Origin of the sequence: Paenibacillus sp. MMS18-CY102 (genome assembly GCF_009789195.1) — a bacterium.
In the GTDB taxonomy this organism is placed as follows: domain Bacteria; phylum Bacillota; class Bacilli; order Paenibacillales; family Paenibacillaceae; genus Paenibacillus_T.
The window spans coordinates 58,519-78,130 of sequence record NZ_WSTC01000019.1 but is presented as its reverse complement, the minus strand read 5'-3'; the positions used below and the strand labels follow the sequence as shown (position 1 = coordinate 78,130).

Annotated in this window: 21 protein-coding genes and 1 pseudogene; 13 read left to right on the top strand and 9 right to left on the bottom strand. The window is 51.7% G+C overall.

What is annotated here, in order from left to right; all coding sequences use genetic code 11:
- Positions 1-19: 19 nt before the first annotated feature.
- From GON22_RS15655 to cyoE, 3 genes and pseudogenes are all read right to left on the bottom strand, one after another.
- The gene (locus GON22_RS15655) at positions 20-961 is read right to left on the bottom strand and encodes an AEC family transporter (protein WP_160397037.1); all 942 of its coding nucleotides are present in this window, start codon (positions 959-961) and stop codon (positions 20-22) included.
- Between the two features lie 12 nt (positions 962-973).
- Positions 974-1,594: an SCO family protein gene (locus GON22_RS15650; protein ID WP_160397036.1), complete on the bottom strand. Its 621-nt coding sequence runs from the start codon at positions 1,592-1,594 to the stop codon at positions 974-976.
- Positions 1,595-1,624: 30 nt separating this feature from the next.
- Positions 1,625-2,485: pseudogene (gene cyoE / locus GON22_RS15645) on the bottom strand (heme o synthase); the annotation flags it as partial.
- 249 nt (positions 2,486-2,734) lie between these two features.
- On the opposite strand from cyoE, the gene GON22_RS15640 reads away from it, so the two are divergent.
- On the top strand, positions 2,735-3,157 hold the full coding sequence (locus tag GON22_RS15640; RefSeq protein WP_160397034.1) for a cell wall hydrolase: 423 nt from the start codon (positions 2,735-2,737) through the stop codon (positions 3,155-3,157).
- A gap of 56 nt (positions 3,158-3,213) precedes the next feature.
- Positions 3,214-3,753 (top strand): spore coat protein GerQ, encoded by a 540-nt coding sequence (gene gerQ, locus GON22_RS15635; protein ID WP_160397033.1) that lies wholly within the window; start codon positions 3,214-3,216, stop codon positions 3,751-3,753.
- 13 nt (positions 3,754-3,766) lie between these two features.
- On the opposite strand, the gene GON22_RS15630 is transcribed toward gerQ, so the two are convergent.
- A complete protein-coding gene (locus tag GON22_RS15630) occupies positions 3,767-4,063 on the bottom strand; it encodes a hypothetical protein (protein ID WP_160397032.1) in 297 nt (98 codons plus the stop codon).
- A 112-nt stretch (positions 4,064-4,175) separates the two neighbouring features.
- Here GON22_RS15630 and GON22_RS15625 point away from each other — a divergent pair, with 112 nt between their 5' ends.
- The gene (locus GON22_RS15625) at positions 4,176-5,162 is read left to right on the top strand and encodes a metal-dependent hydrolase (protein ID WP_160397031.1); all 987 of its coding nucleotides are present in this window, start codon (positions 4,176-4,178) and stop codon (positions 5,160-5,162) included.
- 100 nt (positions 5,163-5,262) lie between these two features.
- Here GON22_RS15625 and GON22_RS15620 read toward each other — a convergent pair whose 3' ends face one another.
- Positions 5,263-5,487 (bottom strand): alpha/beta-type small acid-soluble spore protein, encoded by a 225-nt coding sequence (locus tag GON22_RS15620; protein ID WP_160397030.1) that lies wholly within the window; start codon positions 5,485-5,487, stop codon positions 5,263-5,265.
- A 131-nt stretch (positions 5,488-5,618) separates the two neighbouring features.
- Between GON22_RS15620 and GON22_RS15615 the strand changes: the two genes are divergently transcribed.
- Positions 5,619-5,813: a hypothetical protein gene (locus GON22_RS15615; protein ID WP_160397029.1), complete on the top strand. Its 195-nt coding sequence runs from the start codon at positions 5,619-5,621 to the stop codon at positions 5,811-5,813.
- A 103-nt stretch (positions 5,814-5,916) separates the two neighbouring features.
- Here GON22_RS15615 and trpS read toward each other — a convergent pair whose 3' ends face one another.
- A complete protein-coding gene (trpS, locus tag GON22_RS15610; protein ID WP_160397028.1) occupies positions 5,917-6,906 on the bottom strand; it encodes a tryptophan--tRNA ligase in 990 nt (329 codons plus the stop codon).
- Positions 6,907-7,667: 761 nt separating this feature from the next.
- Here trpS and GON22_RS15605 point away from each other — a divergent pair.
- The 3 genes from GON22_RS15605 (at position 7,668) to GON22_RS15595 (ending at position 10,213) form a co-directional block, all read left to right on the top strand.
- Positions 7,668-8,813, top strand: a complete 1,146-nt coding sequence (locus tag GON22_RS15605; protein WP_160397027.1) for a permease — start codon at positions 7,668-7,670, stop codon at positions 8,811-8,813.
- A gap of 33 nt (positions 8,814-8,846) precedes the next feature.
- Positions 8,847-9,743, top strand: coding sequence for a TIGR03943 family putative permease subunit (locus tag GON22_RS15600; protein WP_160397026.1), 897 nt, complete (start codon positions 8,847-8,849; stop codon positions 9,741-9,743).
- Positions 9,744-9,991: 248 nt separating this feature from the next.
- Complete coding sequence (locus tag GON22_RS15595) at positions 9,992-10,213, top strand: alpha/beta-type small acid-soluble spore protein (protein WP_160397025.1); 222 nt, start codon at positions 9,992-9,994, stop codon at positions 10,211-10,213.
- Positions 10,214-10,290: 77 nt separating this feature from the next.
- Here the strand turns inward: GON22_RS15595 and GON22_RS15590 are convergent, their stop codons facing one another.
- The gene (locus GON22_RS15590) at positions 10,291-10,713 is read right to left on the bottom strand and encodes an O-methyltransferase (protein WP_160397024.1); all 423 of its coding nucleotides are present in this window, start codon (positions 10,711-10,713) and stop codon (positions 10,291-10,293) included.
- Positions 10,714-10,961: 248 nt separating this feature from the next.
- Here GON22_RS15590 and GON22_RS15585 point away from each other — a divergent pair, with 248 nt between their 5' ends.
- Positions 10,962-12,218: a methyl-accepting chemotaxis protein gene (locus GON22_RS15585; protein WP_160397023.1), complete on the top strand. Its 1,257-nt coding sequence runs from the start codon at positions 10,962-10,964 to the stop codon at positions 12,216-12,218.
- 514 nt (positions 12,219-12,732) lie between these two features.
- Here GON22_RS15585 and GON22_RS15580 read toward each other — a convergent pair.
- Both GON22_RS15580 and GON22_RS26585 read right to left on the bottom strand, forming a co-directional pair.
- Complete coding sequence (locus GON22_RS15580; protein ID WP_160397022.1) at positions 12,733-13,392, bottom strand: SGNH/GDSL hydrolase family protein; 660 nt, start codon at positions 13,390-13,392, stop codon at positions 12,733-12,735.
- Positions 13,393-13,487: 95 nt separating this feature from the next.
- Positions 13,488-14,240 (bottom strand): IclR family transcriptional regulator domain-containing protein, encoded by a 753-nt coding sequence (locus tag GON22_RS26585; RefSeq protein WP_160397072.1) that lies wholly within the window; start codon positions 14,238-14,240, stop codon positions 13,488-13,490.
- Positions 14,241-14,563: 323 nt separating this feature from the next.
- Between GON22_RS26585 and GON22_RS15570 the strand changes: the two genes are divergently transcribed.
- The 5 genes from GON22_RS15570 to GON22_RS15550 all read left to right on the top strand — a co-directional run bounded on the left by GON22_RS15570 (position 14,564) and on the right by GON22_RS15550 (position 19,601).
- Complete coding sequence (locus GON22_RS15570; RefSeq protein WP_160397021.1) at positions 14,564-15,445, top strand: sugar phosphate isomerase/epimerase family protein; 882 nt, start codon at positions 14,564-14,566, stop codon at positions 15,443-15,445.
- A gap of 1 nt (position 15,446) precedes the next feature.
- Positions 15,447-16,616 (top strand): Gfo/Idh/MocA family protein, encoded by a 1,170-nt coding sequence (locus GON22_RS15565; protein WP_160397020.1) that lies wholly within the window; start codon positions 15,447-15,449, stop codon positions 16,614-16,616.
- 19 nt (positions 16,617-16,635) lie between these two features.
- The gene (locus tag GON22_RS15560; protein WP_160397019.1) at positions 16,636-17,763 is read left to right on the top strand and encodes a Gfo/Idh/MocA family protein; all 1,128 of its coding nucleotides are present in this window, start codon (positions 16,636-16,638) and stop codon (positions 17,761-17,763) included.
- Positions 17,756-18,607, top strand: a complete 852-nt coding sequence (locus GON22_RS15555) for a helix-turn-helix transcriptional regulator (RefSeq protein ID WP_160397018.1) — start codon at positions 17,756-17,758, stop codon at positions 18,605-18,607. The genes GON22_RS15560 and GON22_RS15555 overlap by 8 nt, the downstream gene beginning before the upstream one ends.
- Before the next feature lie 97 nt (positions 18,608-18,704).
- Positions 18,705-19,601 carry a polysaccharide deacetylase family protein gene (locus GON22_RS15550; protein WP_160397017.1) on the top strand — a complete coding sequence of 299 codons (897 nt, stop codon included), beginning with the start codon at positions 18,705-18,707 and terminating at the stop codon, positions 19,599-19,601.
- Positions 19,602-19,612 lie beyond the last annotated feature (11 nt).

The following is a 19,612-nucleotide window of genomic DNA, read 5'->3' as shown; positions in this document are numbered from 1 at the left end:
AAAAGGCCCTCGCGCCGGATTAAACGCCGAGGGTCCATATGACTATCGCTACACTAAACATGCTTAGCACGGTGGATGTAAATACAGCCTGTGAGGCAAATTCCTGCTCATTATCGAACTCCACTGCAAGCAGCACGCTGCTAAGCGATGTCGGCACTGCCGAGGATACGATTAGCGCCTTAGCTGTCAAGCTTTCCATTCCCGCTCCTAGCTCCGCAAGCCCCCAAATAACGAAGCCTGCAAGCAGCGGCCCGCCTGCGAGCCGAAGCGCATTCGACAACGCTACATCCCCGAGCATGCGACTATCCAGCTTCCACTCCATCGATCCCAATTGAACGCCCAGCGTAACGAGTGCAGTCCCGATGAATGCATCTGCCAAATGGTCAATCGGTGTCATGATCGGCCCTGGAATCGGAACGCTGTATGCATGCAAGAGGAAAGCAATCGGTATGACATAGATGACAGGCTGCACGGCAATTACCCGGGCAATTGAGCGCCAATCGCTCTTGCGTGCATTGACGCTATAGATCCCATATGTGTTAGGCAAAAGCGACTGCATCGTCATAATGATCACTTGGACGGCCAAGGTGACTGGATTCGCATGAAAAGCTAACTGATTCAGTGGTATGCCGTAGTTCGCGCTATTATAAAACAGCACGCTATTGCGCATGGCGCCGCGCCGTTCTTCCGGCAGGCCTCGCAGGCGAATAGCCAATTCAATCAGACCGTATTGCAGCCCCATGAACAGAACGAAAAACAAGAGCACATTCCCGAACATTTCCCCGGCAATATTTGTCGTATAAAGCAGCTTAAACATAACGGCTGGCGCAAACAAGTAAAAGTTCAGCTTGGATAACGTACGTATATCAAGAGAGAAAACCCGCTGCAGCATGATGCCAATGGCAATCATGACCGACAGCGGGACGACGTTATTCCATAATATCGTTATAAAAATGGCCATGCTAATAAGCGATTATAAAACGGCTTTTACGTATTTCATAATCTGGTCCGCCGACATCGTTTCGTTATGGCTGCCATCAATGTACTTGCGGACATTGCCGTCGCGGTCGACAAGAATGAGGCTGTCATAATGCGTAAACTCGCCCGTCTTCGGATCCTTGATAACAGTCAACCCAAAATCTTTGATCAGCTTGGCGGTCGATTCCTCTTCTCCCCGAAGGAACTTCCACCCGCTGAAATCAGCGTCAAACTTGCCTGCATACTTCTTGATCGCATCAGGCGTATCCCGAACCGGATCGAATGTGACTGAGAACAGCTCCACATCAGTTCCGAATTTGCCGTCTGCTTTCAATTGCTCTTGAACCTCTGACATCAGTTGCGTTGTAGGCGGGCATACATCCGGACAGTTCGCCCAATAGAAGTAGATAAGGCGCACTTTATCGCTTGCATCCGAGAACTTCACTTGATCGCCGCTAATGGCATCAGCCATCGTGAAATCAGGTGCGGCCTGCTGAACCGGCAGCTTCGGCGTATCGCTAGAGCTTCCGCCATACGTCAAATATAAATAAATGCCCATCAATACAACAAGCGCCCCGACAGCAAACTTGAAAGAATGTTTCAACAAAAACTGCATGATCCGCTCTCCCCTATTTCCCCTGAACTATCATACGTGTACCGTATCGGCCATCATGACGATGAAGATGATCATCAAGTAATTGACCGAGATTAAAAAATTCGTTTTTGCCCACTTGTCCAAGTCTGGCGCACGCAAGCCCATCAACGTCTGCACGAGCCAAGCTACGCTAAGCAGCGTGGACAGAATCAGGAATACGACACCTACATAATCATACGCATACAGCAAAATGCCTGTCGGAATCAACAATGCAATGTAAGGGATCATCTGCAGCTTCGTGCGATGAATGCCTTTCACTACTGGCAGCAACGGATAGCCTGCCGCACGGTACTCTTCTACGCGGCGAATCGCCAGCGACCAGAAATGCGCCGGTTGCCATAAGAACAGCCACGCAAACAAAATCCATGCACCGGCATCAACCGTATGCGTAACTGCACAGTAGCCGATAACCGGAGGCATTGCACCGGATATGCCGCCGATCGAGGTGCTCCACGTCGACGTTCTCTTCAACCACATTGTATAGACTACAATGTAGGCGAACATGCCGACAAGACCCAAATACCCGCAGATGGGGTCGACCAATAGGAATAAAACAGCAAGGCCGACTAGACCAAGAATAATGCCATACGCAAGCACCGCACCCGGCTTCACTCGGCCATTGGGCAACGCGCGATCCTGTGTGCGCACCATCTTTTTATCCAATTCACGATCCCAATAATTATTAATGACCGTGGCACAGGCCATGACGAGTGTCGTGCCGATCAGCATGTACAGCATGTTCATCCAGTCGAAGCTCCACTTGGAAGCGACCCAGAAGCCGCCGAAGGCAGCGAACACATTAAGCCGCAGCAGCCTTGGCTTTGTTAAATCAATCCAATCCTTCAACACGAAGAAAGCCTCCCGTTCCGTTGCAGCAAGCGGCCGTTATAGACGGCTTAGCTTATCGAATCGTTCTAATCATACAGAAAAATGCTAGCATTGACAACGTTCGCCCCAGCTGTTCATCAATTTGACAACTTCCCATGGCGATTTGTCGAACGCTCGCTTTTTTCGTTTGAACCCAGGCAGGAACCCATTCGGAAACACCGGCATAGGATGGGTGTGTAGTTGAAAGCCCAGAAGGAGTGAGCGAGTAGCAGCATGGCAGTCATCAAAGCGAACAGCGAACAAATTAAAATGCTCGCGCGCCTCATGCGCGCTGAAGCAGAGGGCGAAGGCAACCTTGGCATGATGATGGTAGGCAATGTCGGCGTTAACCGCGTACGCGGGAACTGTCTGGATTTCAAAAACATTCGCTCAATCCCTGATATGGTTTACCAAAAGCCAGGGGGCTTTGAGGCAACGACGAAAAGCTACTTTTATCAAAGCGCGCGTGAAAGCGAAATCGCCCTTGCCAAACGGATCATCAACGGCGAGCGGCAGCATCCAGCTTCCAATGCGCTATGGTTTTTCCGTCCGGCGGGCAATTGCCCTAGCACGTGGTATGACCAGCGCAATACGGGAAGATTCAAGAAGCACTGCTTCTTCGCGCCAACTAGCGCAGATTGCCCTAGCGTTTACTAAGTTCTTTTCGTTACGGCGAGGGAACTATTACTTAATGAAAAGCGAGGAATAACACAATGTCTAACGGTTATGGCTACAAAAATCCAGCAGCAGTAAGCCCAGCTTCCCAAGGAGGCTATGGCTATTCGTATGGCTTCGCAACGCCGTTTCCTGGAGCAGGCGCTGGCGCCCCAGTACCAACGCCTTTCACAGCGGCGGCAGCTGGCATGCCAACGATGATGATGCAAGTCCCTCCAATGGTTCCAAACGGCTCTGTCGTTACGCCTCAAGGCACGACTGTCGTAGCGGCTCCTGTTGCAGAGGAATCGTACGTCGAGAACATTCTCCGTTTGAACCGCGGCAAGCTTGGAACGTTCTACATGACGTACGAGAATAACCGCGAATGGAATGCCAAAATATTCCGCGGCATCATCGAAGCTGCTGGGCGCGACCATATTATTATTAGCGACCCCACGACAGGCATGCGTTATTTGCTTCTGATGCTTAACTTGGACTATGTGACGTTCGACGGCCCGATTAATTACGAGTACCCGTTCAACGGCGGCACAATAACGAACCAAACGCCTGTAGCACCAACTGCGGCTACCCCGCGCTAAGCTTAATAATCATTCAGGAATGCGGTTCGATTACGGGGCGGAAAGTCCATACATGGACTTTCGCCTCTCCCCCCTCGACCCATTCCTTAATGCGATGCCAAGGGGATTGCCCGCTTCGGCGCGCTTGATTAATCGCCTCTGCTTCGGCCTCCGACGGGGCTGTCCACAGCTCGACGAACACATTGGGCTGATCTGTTCCTTCATATATTGTTGGCACCAGCTCGCCTTGTTGGGCAAGCTGTTTTGAATAACTGAGATAAGCTTGCCGATGCTCGGGAATAATCCGATACTCTGCAAAACAAATATACATACGACATCTCTCCTTTTCGACTTCATCTTCCGGGTATGATAATGCGCGATGCGACCGACACTAATGCCATGCTATCGGATAGTATATCACGCTTACGAAAGGGGAATCCCGATTGGACTCCGGAACGCATTTGGTTATGGGCTTGGGCCTTGCAGGGCTAGCCTCCGTCGATCCGGTCATTGCAGGAGACACGACGCTGCATACCGCTGTCCTGATTGGCACCGTAGTAGGCTCACAAGCACCTGATTTCGATACGCTGCTTCGGTTTAAGGGCAATGCTTCCTACATCCGGCACCATCGCGGCGCATCACACTCCATTCCAGCCATCATCGGATGGACCGCGCTCATTACGATCGTGCTTCAGCTCTTTTATCGAGGCTCGTTGCCTTGGCTGCATATCATTGGCTGGGTGCTGCTTGCCGTGTGCGTGCATGTCATGACCGACCTGTTCAATGCTTATGGCACGCAAGCTGTCAGGCCCTTCTCCAGCAAGTGGATATCGTGGAACATCATCCATATCTTCGATCCGGTCATCTTCACGACCCATGTGATCGCCATCTCGATATGGGCTTTCGGATTAGCGAATCCCGCTGTGCTATTTCCTTTGCTATACAGCCTGCTTGCGATTTATTACGTATGGCGAACAACCGTCCATTTTCGCAAAAGGGCACTGGTTGAGAAGATTGACAACGAGCATAGCGACGGCGACCGTTACTGGCTCATCCCTACAATTTCCCTGCATGACTGGAACGTCGTAAAACGTAAGCATGACGGCAGCTTTGTAATCGGCGATCTTCGCAACAAGCAGCTTCGCTGGCTTGATCGGGCTACATGCTCTAACCATCCGGCAGTTGACCGTTCCAAAAACGACCCTTCCATTCAATCGTTCCTGTACTTAACTTCATTCGCTTGCGCGGAGGTCAAGGAGCATGATTGGGGCTACGAGGTGCGCTGGAGCGACGTGCGTTATAGGCATCGGAAACAATATCCGTTCGTCGCGGTTCTCATGATGGACAAAAACTACAAAACCGTCGGCTCCTATGTGGGCTGGCTGAGCGATGAACGGCTAGCTAAACGGCTCCGCATGAATACGTACTGACGTATTGACGCGGGGCTTTTTTTTCTGCACAATGAAAATATTACGACGAAAAAAGCTCAAGGTTTCCCTTGAGCTTTCCCGTCTGTGTATAGTTAAATCGTTAGCGATATTGGCCGCCGGACAATTGTTGCTCGGCGATTTGAACCAGCTTCTTCGTGATGTAACCGCCAAGCGAACCAGCGTCGCGAGTGGAGACATTGCCATAATAGCCATCAGCTGGAATTTGTACGCCCAGCTGTTGAGCAGCCTCCATTTTCAGTTGATTGATAGCTTGGCTTGCTTGAGGTACCACCAGTTGATTGCTGCTGCGGGATTGGCTTGCCATAGTAATTCTCCTTTGCACGATGTGATGGGTTGCAAGCTTGCAAACATATTATGTCTCGGCAATTCGAGATCTATGCTACTTCAATACGTAACTTTCAAATTTTCTTTTTTCTTGTCAGGAGAGTGTTCACCATGTCCAAAATGTTATCGTTATGGTTCGCCGTTTCTTCGATCGTGCTGATGGGCATGACGGCTATTCTAATCAGCCATAATGGCTGGCTTGCCATACTCGGGGCGCTGATTACAACTTGCAATGTAGGCTTCGGCTTCATTGTGAAAGCGCGCCTGCGCAGGCGTGCGGAAGCAGCTGCCTCGCTCGTGAAATAAAAAAAGGCCGCCAGCGGAATTGCTTCCGCTGGCGGCCTTTTGCTGTTTAGAAGCACATGGGCTACTTATGCGCTATTGCTTAATATGCTGGCGTGGCTTAACGTTAACGCTTCGGCGCCAAGAAACCCATAAGCTCCTTCGTTTTCGCTAGCGTTTCGTCTGCTACTTCCGATGCACGCTCTGCGCCTTGCTTCAATATATCGTGGATTTCGCCAGTGCTGCGAATCTCGTTATAGCGGGCTTGCAGCGGCTCGATAACCGATACGACCGCTTCTGCCAGATCTTTCTTGAACGCGCCATAGCCTTGTCCGTCATACTGGGCTTCGATCGCATCGAGCGAAAGGCCCCCACAGTGGGAGAGGATCGTCATTAGATTGCTGACTTCTGGCTTGTTCGCAGGGTCATACTTTACTTCGCGGCCAGAATCCGTCGTTGCGCGGCTCAGCTTCTTGCGGATGACATCCGGCGAATCGAGCAATGCGATGAATGAGCCTGGGTTCGGGTTGCTTTTGCTCATCTTCTTGCTGGCGTCGTCCAAGGACATGATGCGTGCGCCTACTTTTGGAATATAAGGCTCAGGCACTTTGAAGAAATCACCGAAACGGCTGTTGAAGCGATGCGCCAAATCACGCGTCAGCTCCAAATGCTGCTTCTGGTCGTCCCCTACCGGCACCAAATCTGCATTGTACAACAAGATGTCTGCCGCCATGAGGGACGGATAAACAAACAAGCCAGCGCCTATCGATTCTTTGCCTGCCGACTTGTCCTTAAACTGCGTCATCCGCTCTAGCTCGCCCATATAAGCTAGCGTCGTAAACAACCAGCCCAGCTCCGCATGAGCGCGCACATGCGACTGTACGAACGTGCTCGATTTCGCAGGATCGATGCCCGCTGCAATAAAGAGGGACGTAACCGATTCCGTCTGCTCCCGCAGTGCTGCCGGCTCTTGTGGAACCGTAATCGCATGAAGGTCTACTGCCATGAAGAAACATTCTTCCGTCTCTTGCAGCTTCACGAAGTTCTGCATCGCTCCGATGTAGTTGCCAAGGGTCAACTGCCCGCTTGGTTGAATGCCTGATAATACGCGTTTCATAATCAATCACTCCTTAAAATTTACTGCCGCCTATGCCGTTCAAAAAGAACGCAAAAAGGCCCCCGCCGCAAGGGACGAGGGACCGTGGTGCCACCCTTATTCGCACAAACTGAGGCTCGACGCATTCCGATGCAAGATCAGAGCGCGGCCATGCCAATTCATGCCTTAAGTTCCGTAACGGGGAACAACCGAGCCAGCATAGACAAGTGCGGATTCGTCAACTTCAGATGCCGTTCCTCACTCATGTTTCGCTGCCCGCTCCAGGATCCATTCGCCGCACGCCTTGCACCGATTCGCACCAACCATCGGCTCTCTGATCGCAAATACGTGCGTTTACTTGTTCCGTTCATCGCGTTTACAACGATTATACTCGCCGTCATCAGATTGTCAAGAAGGGTAAAGTTGTCCTATTCCTTCCTTCCACAGCATACAATATAATTAGCGATAACAATCGTAATTGTTACTATTAAGCAAGTTTGGACAAACGTGAAGCCTTTGCTTTCGATGCTGCGTTTGTTTGTGCAATCCAATGGATTGCATTACAACAAACGCTAAGCTTATCCTTACGATGCTGCGTTTGACTTTACGATCCAATGGATCGCTAATCGTCAAACGCTAAGCCTATCCTTACGATGCTGCGTTTGTTTGTGCAATCCAATGGATTGCATTACAACAAACGCTAAGCTTATCCTTACGATGCTGCGTTTGACTTCACGATCCAATGGATCGCTAATCGTCAAACGCTTTAGGAGGACCTAATCATGCGCTTTTTGCTTCGTTGGTCGCCGCCTTTGCTCACTTTGGGATGTGCAGCCATGATTGCGCTCATAGCCGTTAATCGCAGGGGCTCGCTCCCCCGCATCGGCCAAGCTGAGCTTAATTCCTTCACGATGCTGTTCCTTGGCGTCATTCTGGAAGCGTTGCCCTTCATGCTCCTCGGCGTTATCGTATCCGCGATTTTGCAAGTGTTCGTCTCAGAAAACCTCATACGCGCCATCGCGCCCAAGCATGCGGTGCTGGGCTCTATATTCGGCGGCTTGCTGGGGCTGTTGTTTCCACTCTGCGAATGCGGCATGATCCCAGTTGTAAGGCGGCTCATACGCAAAGGTATGCCCCCTTATGTCGGGATCGTCTATATTCTTGCTGGACCCATTGTAAATCCTGTCGTTTTTGCCTCTACATATACCGCATTTCGCGGACAGCCGGACATTGTATACGCTCGTATGCTTTTAGGGTTTCTGGTCGCTTTCACCATTGGCCTCATCCTTTACCGGTACATGAAGACTAATCCACTTAAAGATGCACCCGTGAACCACTCCCACCACGAGCATAAACACGAGCACCTTCACGCCCATCCTCATGAGCATCACAGCCACGGCCATAGCCCCCATCATACGCATGAACATCATCATGGCGCAGGCTGCACACATTTCCATCCACAATCAACGCATCATCACGCCCACAGCCATACGCATGAGCATGAAGCGCCCAAAGGGTTAGGGGGCCGGCTAGGTTCAACGCTAGGGCATGCCTCGGAAGAATTTTTCGACATGGGCAAATATTTGCTGTTCGGCGCGCTGCTCACAGCCATCATCCAGACCGGATTAGATCGCGAATCGATCGCTTCCATTGCATCCATTCCCGGCTTGTCGCATGGGTTTATGATGCTATTTGCCTATATCCTGTCGCTTTGCTCCACCTCTGACGCCTTTATCGCTGCTTCGTTTAATGGAATCTTCTCGACAGGGCCCCTGCTCGCTTTTCTCGTTTTCGGCCCAATGATCGACTTAAAAAATACGCTCATGCTGCTTTCCGTTTTCCGTATACGGGTCGTTATCGCCATCATATCGCTGACAGCCATTCTGGTGTTGGCTTCAACTTGGCTAACCGGCCTGCTTCTCCGTTAATTGTTGTACACGATTTATAAAAGGAGCTTTCCCATGCCAACAAACCATTCCGTTCGTTCGTTAATGGCCCATTATTTGTTTCGGGCGGCCCTACTAGGCGGGTATGCTTTTCTGATCGTGTTTTTGAACAAAACAGGCGAGCTCTCCTTGTTCGTCGCCCCGCGCACGGAACAAGCAGTCAAGCTGTCAGCGCTAGGCCTCTATGCCGCTGCCGCCTACCAAGCTTACTCTGCCTTTCGAATTTGGCGGGACAGCCATCAGGAGGATTGCGGCTGTGACCATGGCCATGGCCCCTCCCCCTCGCCGCTTCGCAATACGCTCATCTATTCGCTGTTCCTTTTGCCGCTATTGCTAGGCTTTCTTATGCCGCATGAACCGTTAAACAGTACGCTGGCAGCCAAAAAAGGAATGAGCTTTACCGGGCTCCAATCCGCAGCTCCACCTGCATCGCCTCCCGCCCCTGCACAGCAAGAGAAGCCTTCTCTAGACCAGCTCTTCGCAACTGATGACTATACAAAAGCTTATGCCAGCTTCGGCAAAAAGCTTTATCAACAACCCAGCATCACCGTAGACGACTCCTTATTTATCGAAACCTTAACGACGCTGGATTTATTTCAATCTAACTTTATCGGCAAGCAAGTTACGCTCACTGGCTTCGTTTACCGTGACCAAGGGATGAGTAACGAGCAATTTGCCGTTAGCCGATTCGTTATGAACTGCTGCTCCGCCGATGCACTGCCCTACGGCATTATGGTCCATTCGTCCAATGCAGCAGCTTATCCAAACGATTCATGGGTAAATTTCACTGGCACCGTAACAACAACATCCTTCCAAAACAACACAATTCTCATGTTGGAGGCAGCCTCAATCACACCTATCCCCACGCCTGCTGACACCTATGCTTATCCAAACTATGACTTTGATTTATAAGCCTAGAATCCATTTTATTTTTTCCAATAATTACTTAACGCTTCTTTCGCATCTGCCGGATAAACAAACCCTTTTCGACCATAATAAGGTAGCATAGCGGATGCATTCATTGCAGCTAATGCTGCACTCCGATCCTGTCGGATCGAAAGCATACGCAAAACCTAAGCTTATGCTTCCGGCGCGGCTTTTGCTGCACTCCGATCCTGTCGGATCGAAAGCATACGCAAAACCTGAAGGAGATGAGCAGCATGGCACAATCCCGCAGCAGCAACACGCTCGTGGTACCCCAAGCAAGAATGGCACTCGAACAATTGAAATTCGAGATCGCGCAAGAGCTCGGCATCCAACTTCCGCAAGACGGCTACTACGGCAACATGACGACATTTGAAGTCGGTTCCATTGGGGGCAACATTACCCGCCGGCTCGTCCAAATCGCTGAGCAACAGCTTTCCGGGCAATCCGCTCGTTAATTGACGTTTCGCCACATGCAAAGGGGCAGTCCCAAACGTAGTTCATTCCTACGCTTGGAGCTGCCCCTCTTCTAGTATTATTGCTCTTCTTTGCTGCGGTAGCTTGGCTGTTTCCCTGAATAATGGAACAATGCCCCTGTGTGGTTGGCCATATTATAGTTGGACTCATACATCACGCTAGCAGCCCAACCTCCTGTTCCCGGCCGCACGGAGAAGTCGTAAGAAATCTCGCCATGCGTCCAGTCCCGCTTTAGCTTCAGCGCTTCAATCGCCATCTTGCGGAAGGACTGCACTTGCTGTTCCGAGAGCCCGTCCTCTCCTTTGCGCAACTCACCATTGCGGCTCTCAATCGGATGATGCTTCATTCCAAACTTGCCTACTGCATTATTGCGTACATGAATATGGACCGTTCCTGCTGCTGCGTTCTTTAATTCTCCCTCCAATTGCCTGAAAACGTAGTCTACCTGCCTTGCTAGTGGCAATCCATCCTGTTTGAACAATCGTCTCCCCCCAAATCAGCATTTATTAAAAATAAAGGACCAATTAACCACTCATAGTCCTTATTGCCCATTATATGACACACATTATTTTCTAACAACAATTATTTTGAAATAATTAATCAAAATTGTCGAAAAATGCTAAACAACTAAATATAATCAAATTAATCGGATACAATCTTCTGCACCCATAGACCTAAATCGACACCAGTGCTATAATATGTCTATTCTATTAAAAGGAGCGCTTACATATGCAGTGGTTCTCTGCTTTATCGGTCCGCAATAAGCTTTTCGTCGGATGTTATTCCATTGTTCTCCTTTTTTCGCTTGCTTTAGTTGTAATGACTTCCGCCGCTGGCGGTTCTGCACTTATCGCGATTATCGTCGCGGTTGTACTCGCACTTCTTGCTCTTCCAATCATTAATTTCACCGAAAAAGCACTCTCTGAAGCGACCTATGAGCTTCGCATGGCAGCTTCAAGCCTTGCAAAAGGGGATTTCTCACAGAAGGTCGACTCCTCCTCCGCTGCTCTCGGGGAACTTGGCCACTCCTTCAACAGCATGATCGACAAGCTGCGCGACATCATCACAGAAACGTCCAAAATTTCCCGTCACGTAACGGAAGCAAGCCGAGGCATTTTTGATAAAAACCAAGCGATGAAAATCGCCATGGAACAAGTTGCTGCTTCCTCCAATGAACTGGCAATCGGCGCGAATGAAATCTCGTCCGAAGTGGCAGACATGACGGACTCCATCAAAGATATCGAAGATAAAGTCGGCTCGTATGCTAGCTCCGTGAAAGGCATGAACGAACGTTCCACCCTTACCCTTCAACTCGTGCAGCAAGGCGTACAAGCAGTCGGCAACCAAAAAACGAGCATGCGCAGCAACTCCGATGCGACATCCAAAGTATCGGAAACGGTACGTGAGCTCGCACGCGATGCGGCTGGCATTACGAAGATTACGCATACGATCTCAGAGCTCGCAGAGCAAACAAATCTCCTATCGTTGAACGCTTCAATTGAGGCCGCTCGGGCAGGCGAGCATGGCAAAGGCTTCGCCGTCGTTGCCCAAGAGGTGCGCAAGCTTGCGGAAGAGTCATCGACTTCGACGAAAGAAGTGTTCACCCTTGTTCGCGGCATTGAGCGTGGCATTAAGCAAGCGATTGAGAACATTGTTATTAATGAACAAGCCGTAAGCGTACAGGCTGAAACGATCGAAGCATCCGAGCGCATCTTCGGCGAGATGGTCACAAGCATCGAGTTTATTGCTGAACAGATCGCCCGCTTCTCAGAAGAAAGCGACGTTATGCTCGAGAGCGCACAGCGCATTTCCTCCGCTATTCAAAACATCTCGGCCATTACACAGCAATCTGCAGCTGGCACGGAGCAAATGTCCGCTTCCATGAACGAGCAGATCGGTTCCGTACAAGCCGTCGTAGACGAAGCTGACCGGATGATGAACAGCGTTATGCAACTGCAAAAAACGGTTCAAGTGTTCAAAATGTAATGCAAAAGCTGCCCCAGAAGTCATCACCATTAGACTTTAGGGCAGCTTTTTTATTAGGTTTAATCTCATTCCCCTCCATTGCACTTCATACAATGATAACAGCATGAACTGCCTCACCCGAAGGCTCCCATTGCAGTTCATCCAATGAGATACGATCCGGAAGAGACTAGATGTGCCCAAAACACTGAAACCACCTTTCCCATTGCACAATATGCAATGCCACCTCCTTCACTCCCGCGCTCGCATTAATTCCATTGCACAAACTGCAATGAGCAGGCTGTAGCTGTATGAACCAACGCCAACTTAACTACGACGCACACCACTGTAGCACTCACTTCACTCATTTCACTCACTCACTCACTCACTCACTCACTCACTCACTCACTCACTCACTCACTCACTCACTTCACTCACTTCACTCACTCACTTCTCCAACCGCCGCCACGCAAAATAACAGGGTTGTCCCCCAGCCGTCACGGCTTTTGGGACAACCCCGTTATTTTACTTTCTATTGTTAAGCTCGTTTGGCGTAGTCATACCCTACTGCATCAAGCAGCGCCCGCGCAAGTACGAGATGCCCCGCTTTGTTCGGATGAACGCGGTCCCAAGTAAGCTGCGCCGAATATACCTTCTCCAGCACGCCATCGAAAGCAGCCTGCGTATCCACGAACAACGTTCCTTGGCGCTCTGCAACGCTACGTACAACAGCTCCATATTGATCCATTACAGTTCGCATCCGATCCTCACGGCATGCTTCGACGAAGAACGGCGTCATCAGTACGATCCCTTTCACATGCGGTTTCGTCCGCTCCACTAGCTCTTCAAGCGTCCGTTCGTATTCATCAATGTAGACATGCCATTCTGGAATTGCCGGACGGTCAAACTGCCTCCACACATCATTCGTGCCGATCATAATCGTCAACCAATCGGGATGTTGCTCGATAACATCCGTCTCCCAACGGTGCTTCAAGTCACGTACCGTGTTGCCGCTTGTGCCTACGTTAACCAAACGCAGCTGCAACTCAGGATAAGCTGATTGCAAGAATGCGTCTGCTAGCTCCACATAACCGTTCCCTGCGTCGCCATTGCCAGCTTCGCCGATCGGGCGCGCTCGGCCACAATCCGTAATGGAATCGCCTATCAATACGATTTTATCCTTTGCTTCGAACAACATAGAACTAATCCTCCTTGTGGCATCGTGGCCTGAATCGAATGGGGCTGCCTGTCTCTTGAATATCTCTTGCCTGTGCCTTGCACTCTATCGCCCTCTTACCCCGATATGCGGGCAGCTGTCGCAATGACCGCCTGGCGAATTTCTTCGCGGCGGTTCGCCCATTCAAACACGCTCATCGAGCAACTGATCGCAGCAACCACCCGGCCGCTCGGATCCCGAACAGGGGCAGCTGCACAGCAAATGCCTAGCACTGCCTCCTGTGAATCCTCCGCTATGCCTTCGGCCCGCACGGTCTCCAATTGCTCCAGTAACCGCTCGCGGGACGTTATCGTGTACGGCGTCGATGAAGCGCCAAGCTGTTCCTCTTGCAGCAACAAATCGAGCGCGGCCCCATCAAGCGAAGCGAGCAGAACCTTGCCAAGCGCAGTGGCATGCGCGGGAAGCCTAATGCCTGGGGAAGCCGCGAGCCTTATCGGCGCCAATGCTTCTTCAATCGCGAGATATACAACTTCACGCCCCTCTAATCGGGCTAACTGAAACGTCGCGCCATAGGCAGCCGCAGCAGCGTGTGCCTCCCGGCGGAAAGCAGCTATGTAATCATATTGCCGAACAAAAGCGCTGCCAAGCGCTCCGATGGCCGAGCCTAATGCATACCGGCCATCGCCGTTTTTCTCTACTAGCCGCAGCGATTCCAATGTATGCAGCAGCGCAAACATAGAGCTTTTATTCACTTCCAGCCGTTTAGCAATTTCAATCAGCCGATGGCGCCCAGGCTCAACTGCAAGCAAATCAAGCACATCATATGCTCGCCGGACAGCCGGGACTTGATAATTATCTGTCTCTGCTATGCCCTGCCCCTCCCGTCCAAATCTAAAAGTTCTATATACAAATCTAAAAGTTCTATATACAAAACTATAGTTCTATATCATGAACTTATCTTAACACATCTATTGATTAAGCCTCAAGCTAATTGACTGCCATTACGTACATTACCTTAATCGTGAGCAAGGATTTACGTTCACCACTTAACTGTAGTTAATGTAGTTATGAAACCGCATCCATTGCCACAAAGCTTTATGATACAATCAACCCAACGTATTTTTCAAAATATCACGCTACTTCTCCATACACAATCACCATAATCCGAGTCAATTAGAGAGGAAGATGACCTATGATATTCTCCATATTCACAGTTGCTACACCGGACTTGTCGCCTGAGCAGTTGCTTGCCACAGCCCGCGATGCAGGCATTGATGCAATTGAATGGCGCTGCACGCATGTCGCAGAGGAAGTGAAGCATGAAGCGCCATCATTCTGGGGCAACAATCGTTGCACGCTGGAACCAACAATATCGGCCGAAGAGCTTCGCCAGCTTCGCACAGCAACGGAAGCACATGGTTTAAAGTCGTTAGCCGTCGTCCCCTACTTAAAGTGTGGCGACCTGGAAGAGACTGAACGGATCATGGCAATTGCTGCTGAGCTCGGCGCATCATCCATCCGCATCGGCGTTCCCAGCTATGATGGCACCCGCCCATTCGGCGAGCTTATGCAAGAAGCGCGCGCCTATGTGAAGGAAGCCGAGAAACTTGCGAAAAAATATGGTGTCAAAGGGCTGGTAGAAACCCATCATAAAACGATAACGCCAAGCGCTTCGTTAGCCCGCCAGCTTGTCGACGGCTGCGATCCTGATGCAATTGGCATCCTGTATGATCCCGGCAATCTCGTGCACGAAGGTTTCGAGAACTATAAGATGGGGATGGAAATTCTCGGTCCTTATCTCGCACATGTCCATGTCAAAAATGCAGCTTGGGTGCAACAGCAGCCCAAAGAAGCGAACGCCCAGCTTACAGAAGGGCTCTACCAAGCTAGCTGGTCCTGTGAATGGAAAGCGATCTCCGAAGGCATCGTCCCTTGGAAGCAAGTGCTGGCGGACCTGAAAGCCGTTGGCTATACAGGCGCGTTCGGCGTCGAAGATTTTAGCAAAACATACGATAGCGCCGCAATGCTGCGTTTGTTTGTAAACCAAATGAAAACATGGTGGGAGGAAGCGTAAAATGAGCAATGTTCGAATTGGCGTCATTGGCGTTGGCAACATGGGCGCTGCGCATGCAAAGGAATTGTTAGCGGGGCATATTCAAGGGGCTACGCTGGGGGCGGTATGCGACGGCATGGCAAGCAAACGCGACTGGGCACACGAAGCGCTGCCGAACGTCCCTTTCTTTGACACCTCTGAAGAAATGCTGTCCTCCGGCCTAGTCGATGCCGTTATCGTGGCTACGCCCCATTATGACCATCCCGAACAAGCGCTGCGGGCGCTTGAAGCCGGCAAGCATGTGCTCGTCGAGAAGCCAGCAGGCGTCTTCACTGCAAAAGTGCGTGAAGTGAATGAAGCCGCTGTACAATCCAATCTCGTATTCAGCATGATGTACAACCAGCGGACAAACCCAGTCTATTTGAAACTCCGCGATATGATCGCCGCAGGAGAGCTTGGCGAGGTGCGCCGAACGAACTGGATTATTACAGACTGGTACCGTTCGCAGGCTTATTATGATTCCGCTTCATGGCGCGCTACTTGGGCAGGGGAAGGCGGCGGCGTCCTCATCAACCAATGCCCGCACCAATTGGACCTATGGCAATGGACGATCGGCATGATGCCAGCTCGCATGCGTGCTTTCTGTGGATTCGGAAGCCGTCGGAACATCGAAACTGAGGATCAAGTAACGGCCTATGTGGAGTATCCGAACGGCGGCACGGGCGTGTTCATTACGACGACCGGAGAAGCGGCGGGCACGAACCGTTTTGAAGTGTCCGGGGATAAAGGCAAGGTTGTCATCGAGAACGACACCCTCACCTTCTGGCGTCTAGAGGAACCGGAACCAGCCTTCAACCTGCGGAATACCGAGCCGTTCGGCCAGCCAGCCTATACGAAGACCGATGTGCCAATCGAGGGGGAGAACCCGCAGCATAACGGCATCATTCAAAATTTTGCAGATGCTATCAATAACGGCACGCCGCTGGTCGCACCAGGCGAGGAAGGCATTAATGGGCTGTTAATTTCCAATGCGATGCATCTTTCCACTTGGCGCAACGATTGGGTTGAGCTGCCGTTCGACGAAGCCCACTACGAGGCCGAATTGCGCAAACGGGCAGCTAGCTCCTCTTTCAAGCCAGGCGTAACCGAGCAGGCATCCGCTGCTCCCGTCGACTTGAAAGGCACACATTAAGAGGAGGCGCGAACAAACAATGGCTAACGATGGACAACATGCAACGTTTGGCAATAAAGACGGCATGAACTATGCGCCCAAATCAGCGAAGCCAGCCCTCGTATGCGCGCCTGGCGAATTCCAAATTGCAGCGATGGCGCTTGACCACGGCCATATTTATGGACAGTGCAACGGGCTAATTGAAGCTGGCGCAACGCTCAAATGGGTGTACGACCCTGATCCAGCGAAGGTCGAAGCGTTTCTCGCCGTCTTCCCGCAGGCGCAAGCCGCTTCGTCGCCGGAGCAAATTTTGTTGGATCCAGACATCCAACTCATCACGGCAGCAGCCGTGCCTTCTGAACGCGCCGCGCTCGGCATCACGGCCATGGAGCATGGCAAGCATTATTTTACCGATAAGACGCCGTTTACGACGCTTGATCAGCTTGCCGCAGCGAAGGAAGCGGCAAGCCGCACAGGGCGCAAATATATGGTGTATTACAGCGAGCGGCTTCATGTCGAAAGCGCTGTTCATGCTGGGCGCCTCATCCAAGACGGTGCAATTGGCCGTGTCGTTCAAGTGCTAGGCACAGGCCCGCATCGCCATGGCAGCAACCGGCCGGATTGGTTCTACCGCATAGCCAACTATGGCGGCATCCTGTGCGATATCGGCAGCCACCAGATCGAGCAATTCCTCTACTACGCCGGATGCCGGGATGCAATCGTGACGGCAAGCAAAGTGGGCAATTTCCGCAACAGCGCGTTTCCGGAATTTGAAGATTTCGGTGATGCGACGCTTGTCGGCGACAATGGCTCAACCTGCTACTTCCGCGTCGACTGGCTTACGCCAGACGGCCTTGGCACTTGGGGCGATGGGCGCACAGTCATTCTCGGCACAGACGGCTATATCGAGCTGCGCAAATATACGGATGTTGCCCGCGGAGGGGAAGGCGACCATGTCATTCTCGTCAACCATGAGGGCGAATACCAATTCGATGTTCGCGGCCAGATCGGCTTCCCGTTCTTCGGCGAGCTGATCCGTGATTGCCTAGATGGAACCGAACATGCGATGACGCAGGAGCATGCGTTCAAAGCAGCGGAGCTATGCTTAATTGCCCAGCGCGATGCGCTGCAAATCCAAGTGTCAGAGCCGGTCGAGCGCTTTGCTTAACGGCTTAGATTTCACCTATCGCAACACCGGGCATTACGAGGGCGCGCAGTTTCACTCCCATCCTTTCTATGAGCTGTACTTCTTTCATGGCGGACAATGTACCTATATCGTCGGCGACCGCCTATGGACGCTTGCCCCCGGCGATATTTTGCTGTTGCATGGCATGACTCTGCATTGCCCGAACCCTTCGCCTGAAGTGCCTTATGTACGCTCAATCATTCACTTTGAGCCGTCCGTTCTGCAGCGGCAGTTGCCTAATGATACGGCTAAGCTGCTCGAGCCCTTCGAGCGATTCGGCAATGCCCGGCTTTCGCTGGACGGCGCAGAACGGGCAGATGCCGAGAAACTGCTCTCGGATATGCATGCGGTGCAGCAAGGCGGATCGCCCTTCGCCGCCCAGCGGACCGCCCTTCGGTTCGCTGAACTGCTCTATGCCATTAATGAATGGTTCGACAAGCCGCAGCGGCGGCAGTTGGAGCCCGCTTCCGAACGGGAGCGACATGTTCAGCGTGCCATCACTTTCGTCGAAGAACACTTCACAGCAGCAATGACATTGAAACAAATCGCCGACGCGCTGCATTTAACCAAGCCTTATTTGTCGCAACTATTTAAAGACGTGACGGGCACGACCATTTTCAAATATGTGTACAACCGCCGCATTAATCAAGCCAAGCTGCTGCTGCAGCTCGATGCGTCCCGCCCAGTCTCTGAGGTAGCGCATGCGGCAGGTTTCGTCCATCCCGCCCATTTCAGCAGAATGTTCAAAGAAACCGTCGGCTGTACGGCTGAAGCGTTTCGCGCTCGCATGCGAGGAATCCCCCCTACCGGAACGCTGCACGAATGAACCTCCCCCTTCATGGGAACACCAAGGGTGACGGAATGCGACTGCACCTTGATTATGATCCGTGTGCGCGTTCCCACGAAGGGGGAATTCCTACACGATGCGCAAGCTAATCCCTCGAATGGCTCGAATAACACTCATAGGGTTGACGATGATGTTAGTGCTGCCTGGCATTAACCCGGCTATAGCCAAGCCCCTCCAGGGTGAGCCTGTCCATGCGAGCCAGCCACGCACGCAGTTGGATCAATGGCCGCTGCTATCCAACGGCGAAGCCGAATCAGAGCAAGCATCTGCACAAGCGAGGCGTACGAGGAAACGCCGTGCTCCTGTTATCAGCTGGGTCGCGCTAGAGAGGCGATATCCCGGCGTGTTCATTACGCATGGCCCTAGGAGCACACGCAAGGCCGCTTTAACCTTTGACGACGTTCCTGATCCCCGCTATACAGGCAAAGTACTTGATGTACTTGCCAAATATCGCGTTCAGGGGACGTTTTTCGTCGTCGGCTCGCTAGCAGCGCGCTATCCTGCACTTGTGAAACGGATGGATCGTGAAGGCCATGCGATCGGCAACCATTCCTACACGCATGCCGTCTTCTCCCAACTGTCACAGGAGCGGCTTAACCGGCAAATCACACGAACCGATGATGTGCTCCAAGCGCTAGTCGGATACAGCCCGCGCTACGTACGTCCGCCTTACGGCGAAATCCGTCCCAGACAGCTACAATGGGCGCAGCGAAACGGCTTTGTTATTGTGAATTGGGATGTTGATTCTGTCGATTGGCGGAGCTTAAGCAGCGCAATGGTTATGGTAAACATAAGGCGTACGCTGCAGCCTGGTTCGATCATTCTTCAACATGCAGGCGGCGGTCCAACGCAGGACCTATCTGGCTCCGTTGAAGCCCTTCCGCGAATCATAAAGCTGCTCCGCTCCAAAGGCTACGACCTTGTTACCGTTCCTGAGCTGCTCGGGACGTCCGCCAGCCGAAAGCGCTATTAATAATAGCCTGC

What these genes read in the sequence shown, in the direction of transcription:
- GON22_RS15640 (WP_160397034.1), top strand. Translation starts at nt 2,735, where the DNA reads ATGGCAGTCATCAAAGCGAACAGCGAACAAATTAAAATGCTCGCGCGC.
- GON22_RS15580 (WP_160397022.1), bottom strand. Translation starts at nt 13,392, where the DNA reads ATGTTGTTCGAAGCAAAGGATAAAATCGTATTGATAGGCGATTCCATT.
- GON22_RS15565 (WP_160397020.1), top strand. Translation starts at nt 15,447, where the DNA reads ATGAGCAATGTTCGAATTGGCGTCATTGGCGTTGGCAACATGGGCGCT.
- GON22_RS15560 (WP_160397019.1), top strand. Translation starts at nt 16,636, where the DNA reads ATGGCTAACGATGGACAACATGCAACGTTTGGCAATAAAGACGGCATG.
- trpS (WP_160397028.1), bottom strand. Translation starts at nt 6,906, where the DNA reads ATGAAACGCGTATTATCAGGCATTCAACCAAGCGGGCAGTTGACCCTT.
- GON22_RS15550 (WP_160397017.1), top strand. Translation starts at nt 18,705, where the DNA reads ATGCGCAAGCTAATCCCTCGAATGGCTCGAATAACACTCATAGGGTTG.
- GON22_RS15570 (WP_160397021.1), top strand. Translation starts at nt 14,564, where the DNA reads ATGATATTCTCCATATTCACAGTTGCTACACCGGACTTGTCGCCTGAG.
- GON22_RS15585 (WP_160397023.1), top strand. Translation starts at nt 10,962, where the DNA reads ATGCAGTGGTTCTCTGCTTTATCGGTCCGCAATAAGCTTTTCGTCGGA.
- GON22_RS15655 (WP_160397037.1), bottom strand. Translation starts at nt 961, where the DNA reads ATGGCCATTTTTATAACGATATTATGGAATAACGTCGTCCCGCTGTCG.
- GON22_RS15615 (WP_160397029.1), top strand. Translation starts at nt 5,619, where the DNA reads ATGTCCAAAATGTTATCGTTATGGTTCGCCGTTTCTTCGATCGTGCTG.
- GON22_RS15595 (WP_160397025.1), top strand. Translation starts at nt 9,992, where the DNA reads ATGGCACAATCCCGCAGCAGCAACACGCTCGTGGTACCCCAAGCAAGA.
- GON22_RS15605 (WP_160397027.1), top strand. Translation starts at nt 7,668, where the DNA reads ATGCGCTTTTTGCTTCGTTGGTCGCCGCCTTTGCTCACTTTGGGATGT.
- GON22_RS15650 (WP_160397036.1), bottom strand. Translation starts at nt 1,594, where the DNA reads ATGCAGTTTTTGTTGAAACATTCTTTCAAGTTTGCTGTCGGGGCGCTT.
- gerQ (WP_160397033.1), top strand. Translation starts at nt 3,214, where the DNA reads ATGTCTAACGGTTATGGCTACAAAAATCCAGCAGCAGTAAGCCCAGCT.
- GON22_RS15630 (WP_160397032.1), bottom strand. Translation starts at nt 4,063, where the DNA reads ATGTATATTTGTTTTGCAGAGTATCGGATTATTCCCGAGCATCGGCAA.
- GON22_RS15620 (WP_160397030.1), bottom strand. Translation starts at nt 5,487, where the DNA reads ATGGCAAGCCAATCCCGCAGCAGCAATCAACTGGTGGTACCTCAAGCA.
- GON22_RS15600 (WP_160397026.1), top strand. Translation starts at nt 8,847, where the DNA reads ATGCCAACAAACCATTCCGTTCGTTCGTTAATGGCCCATTATTTGTTT.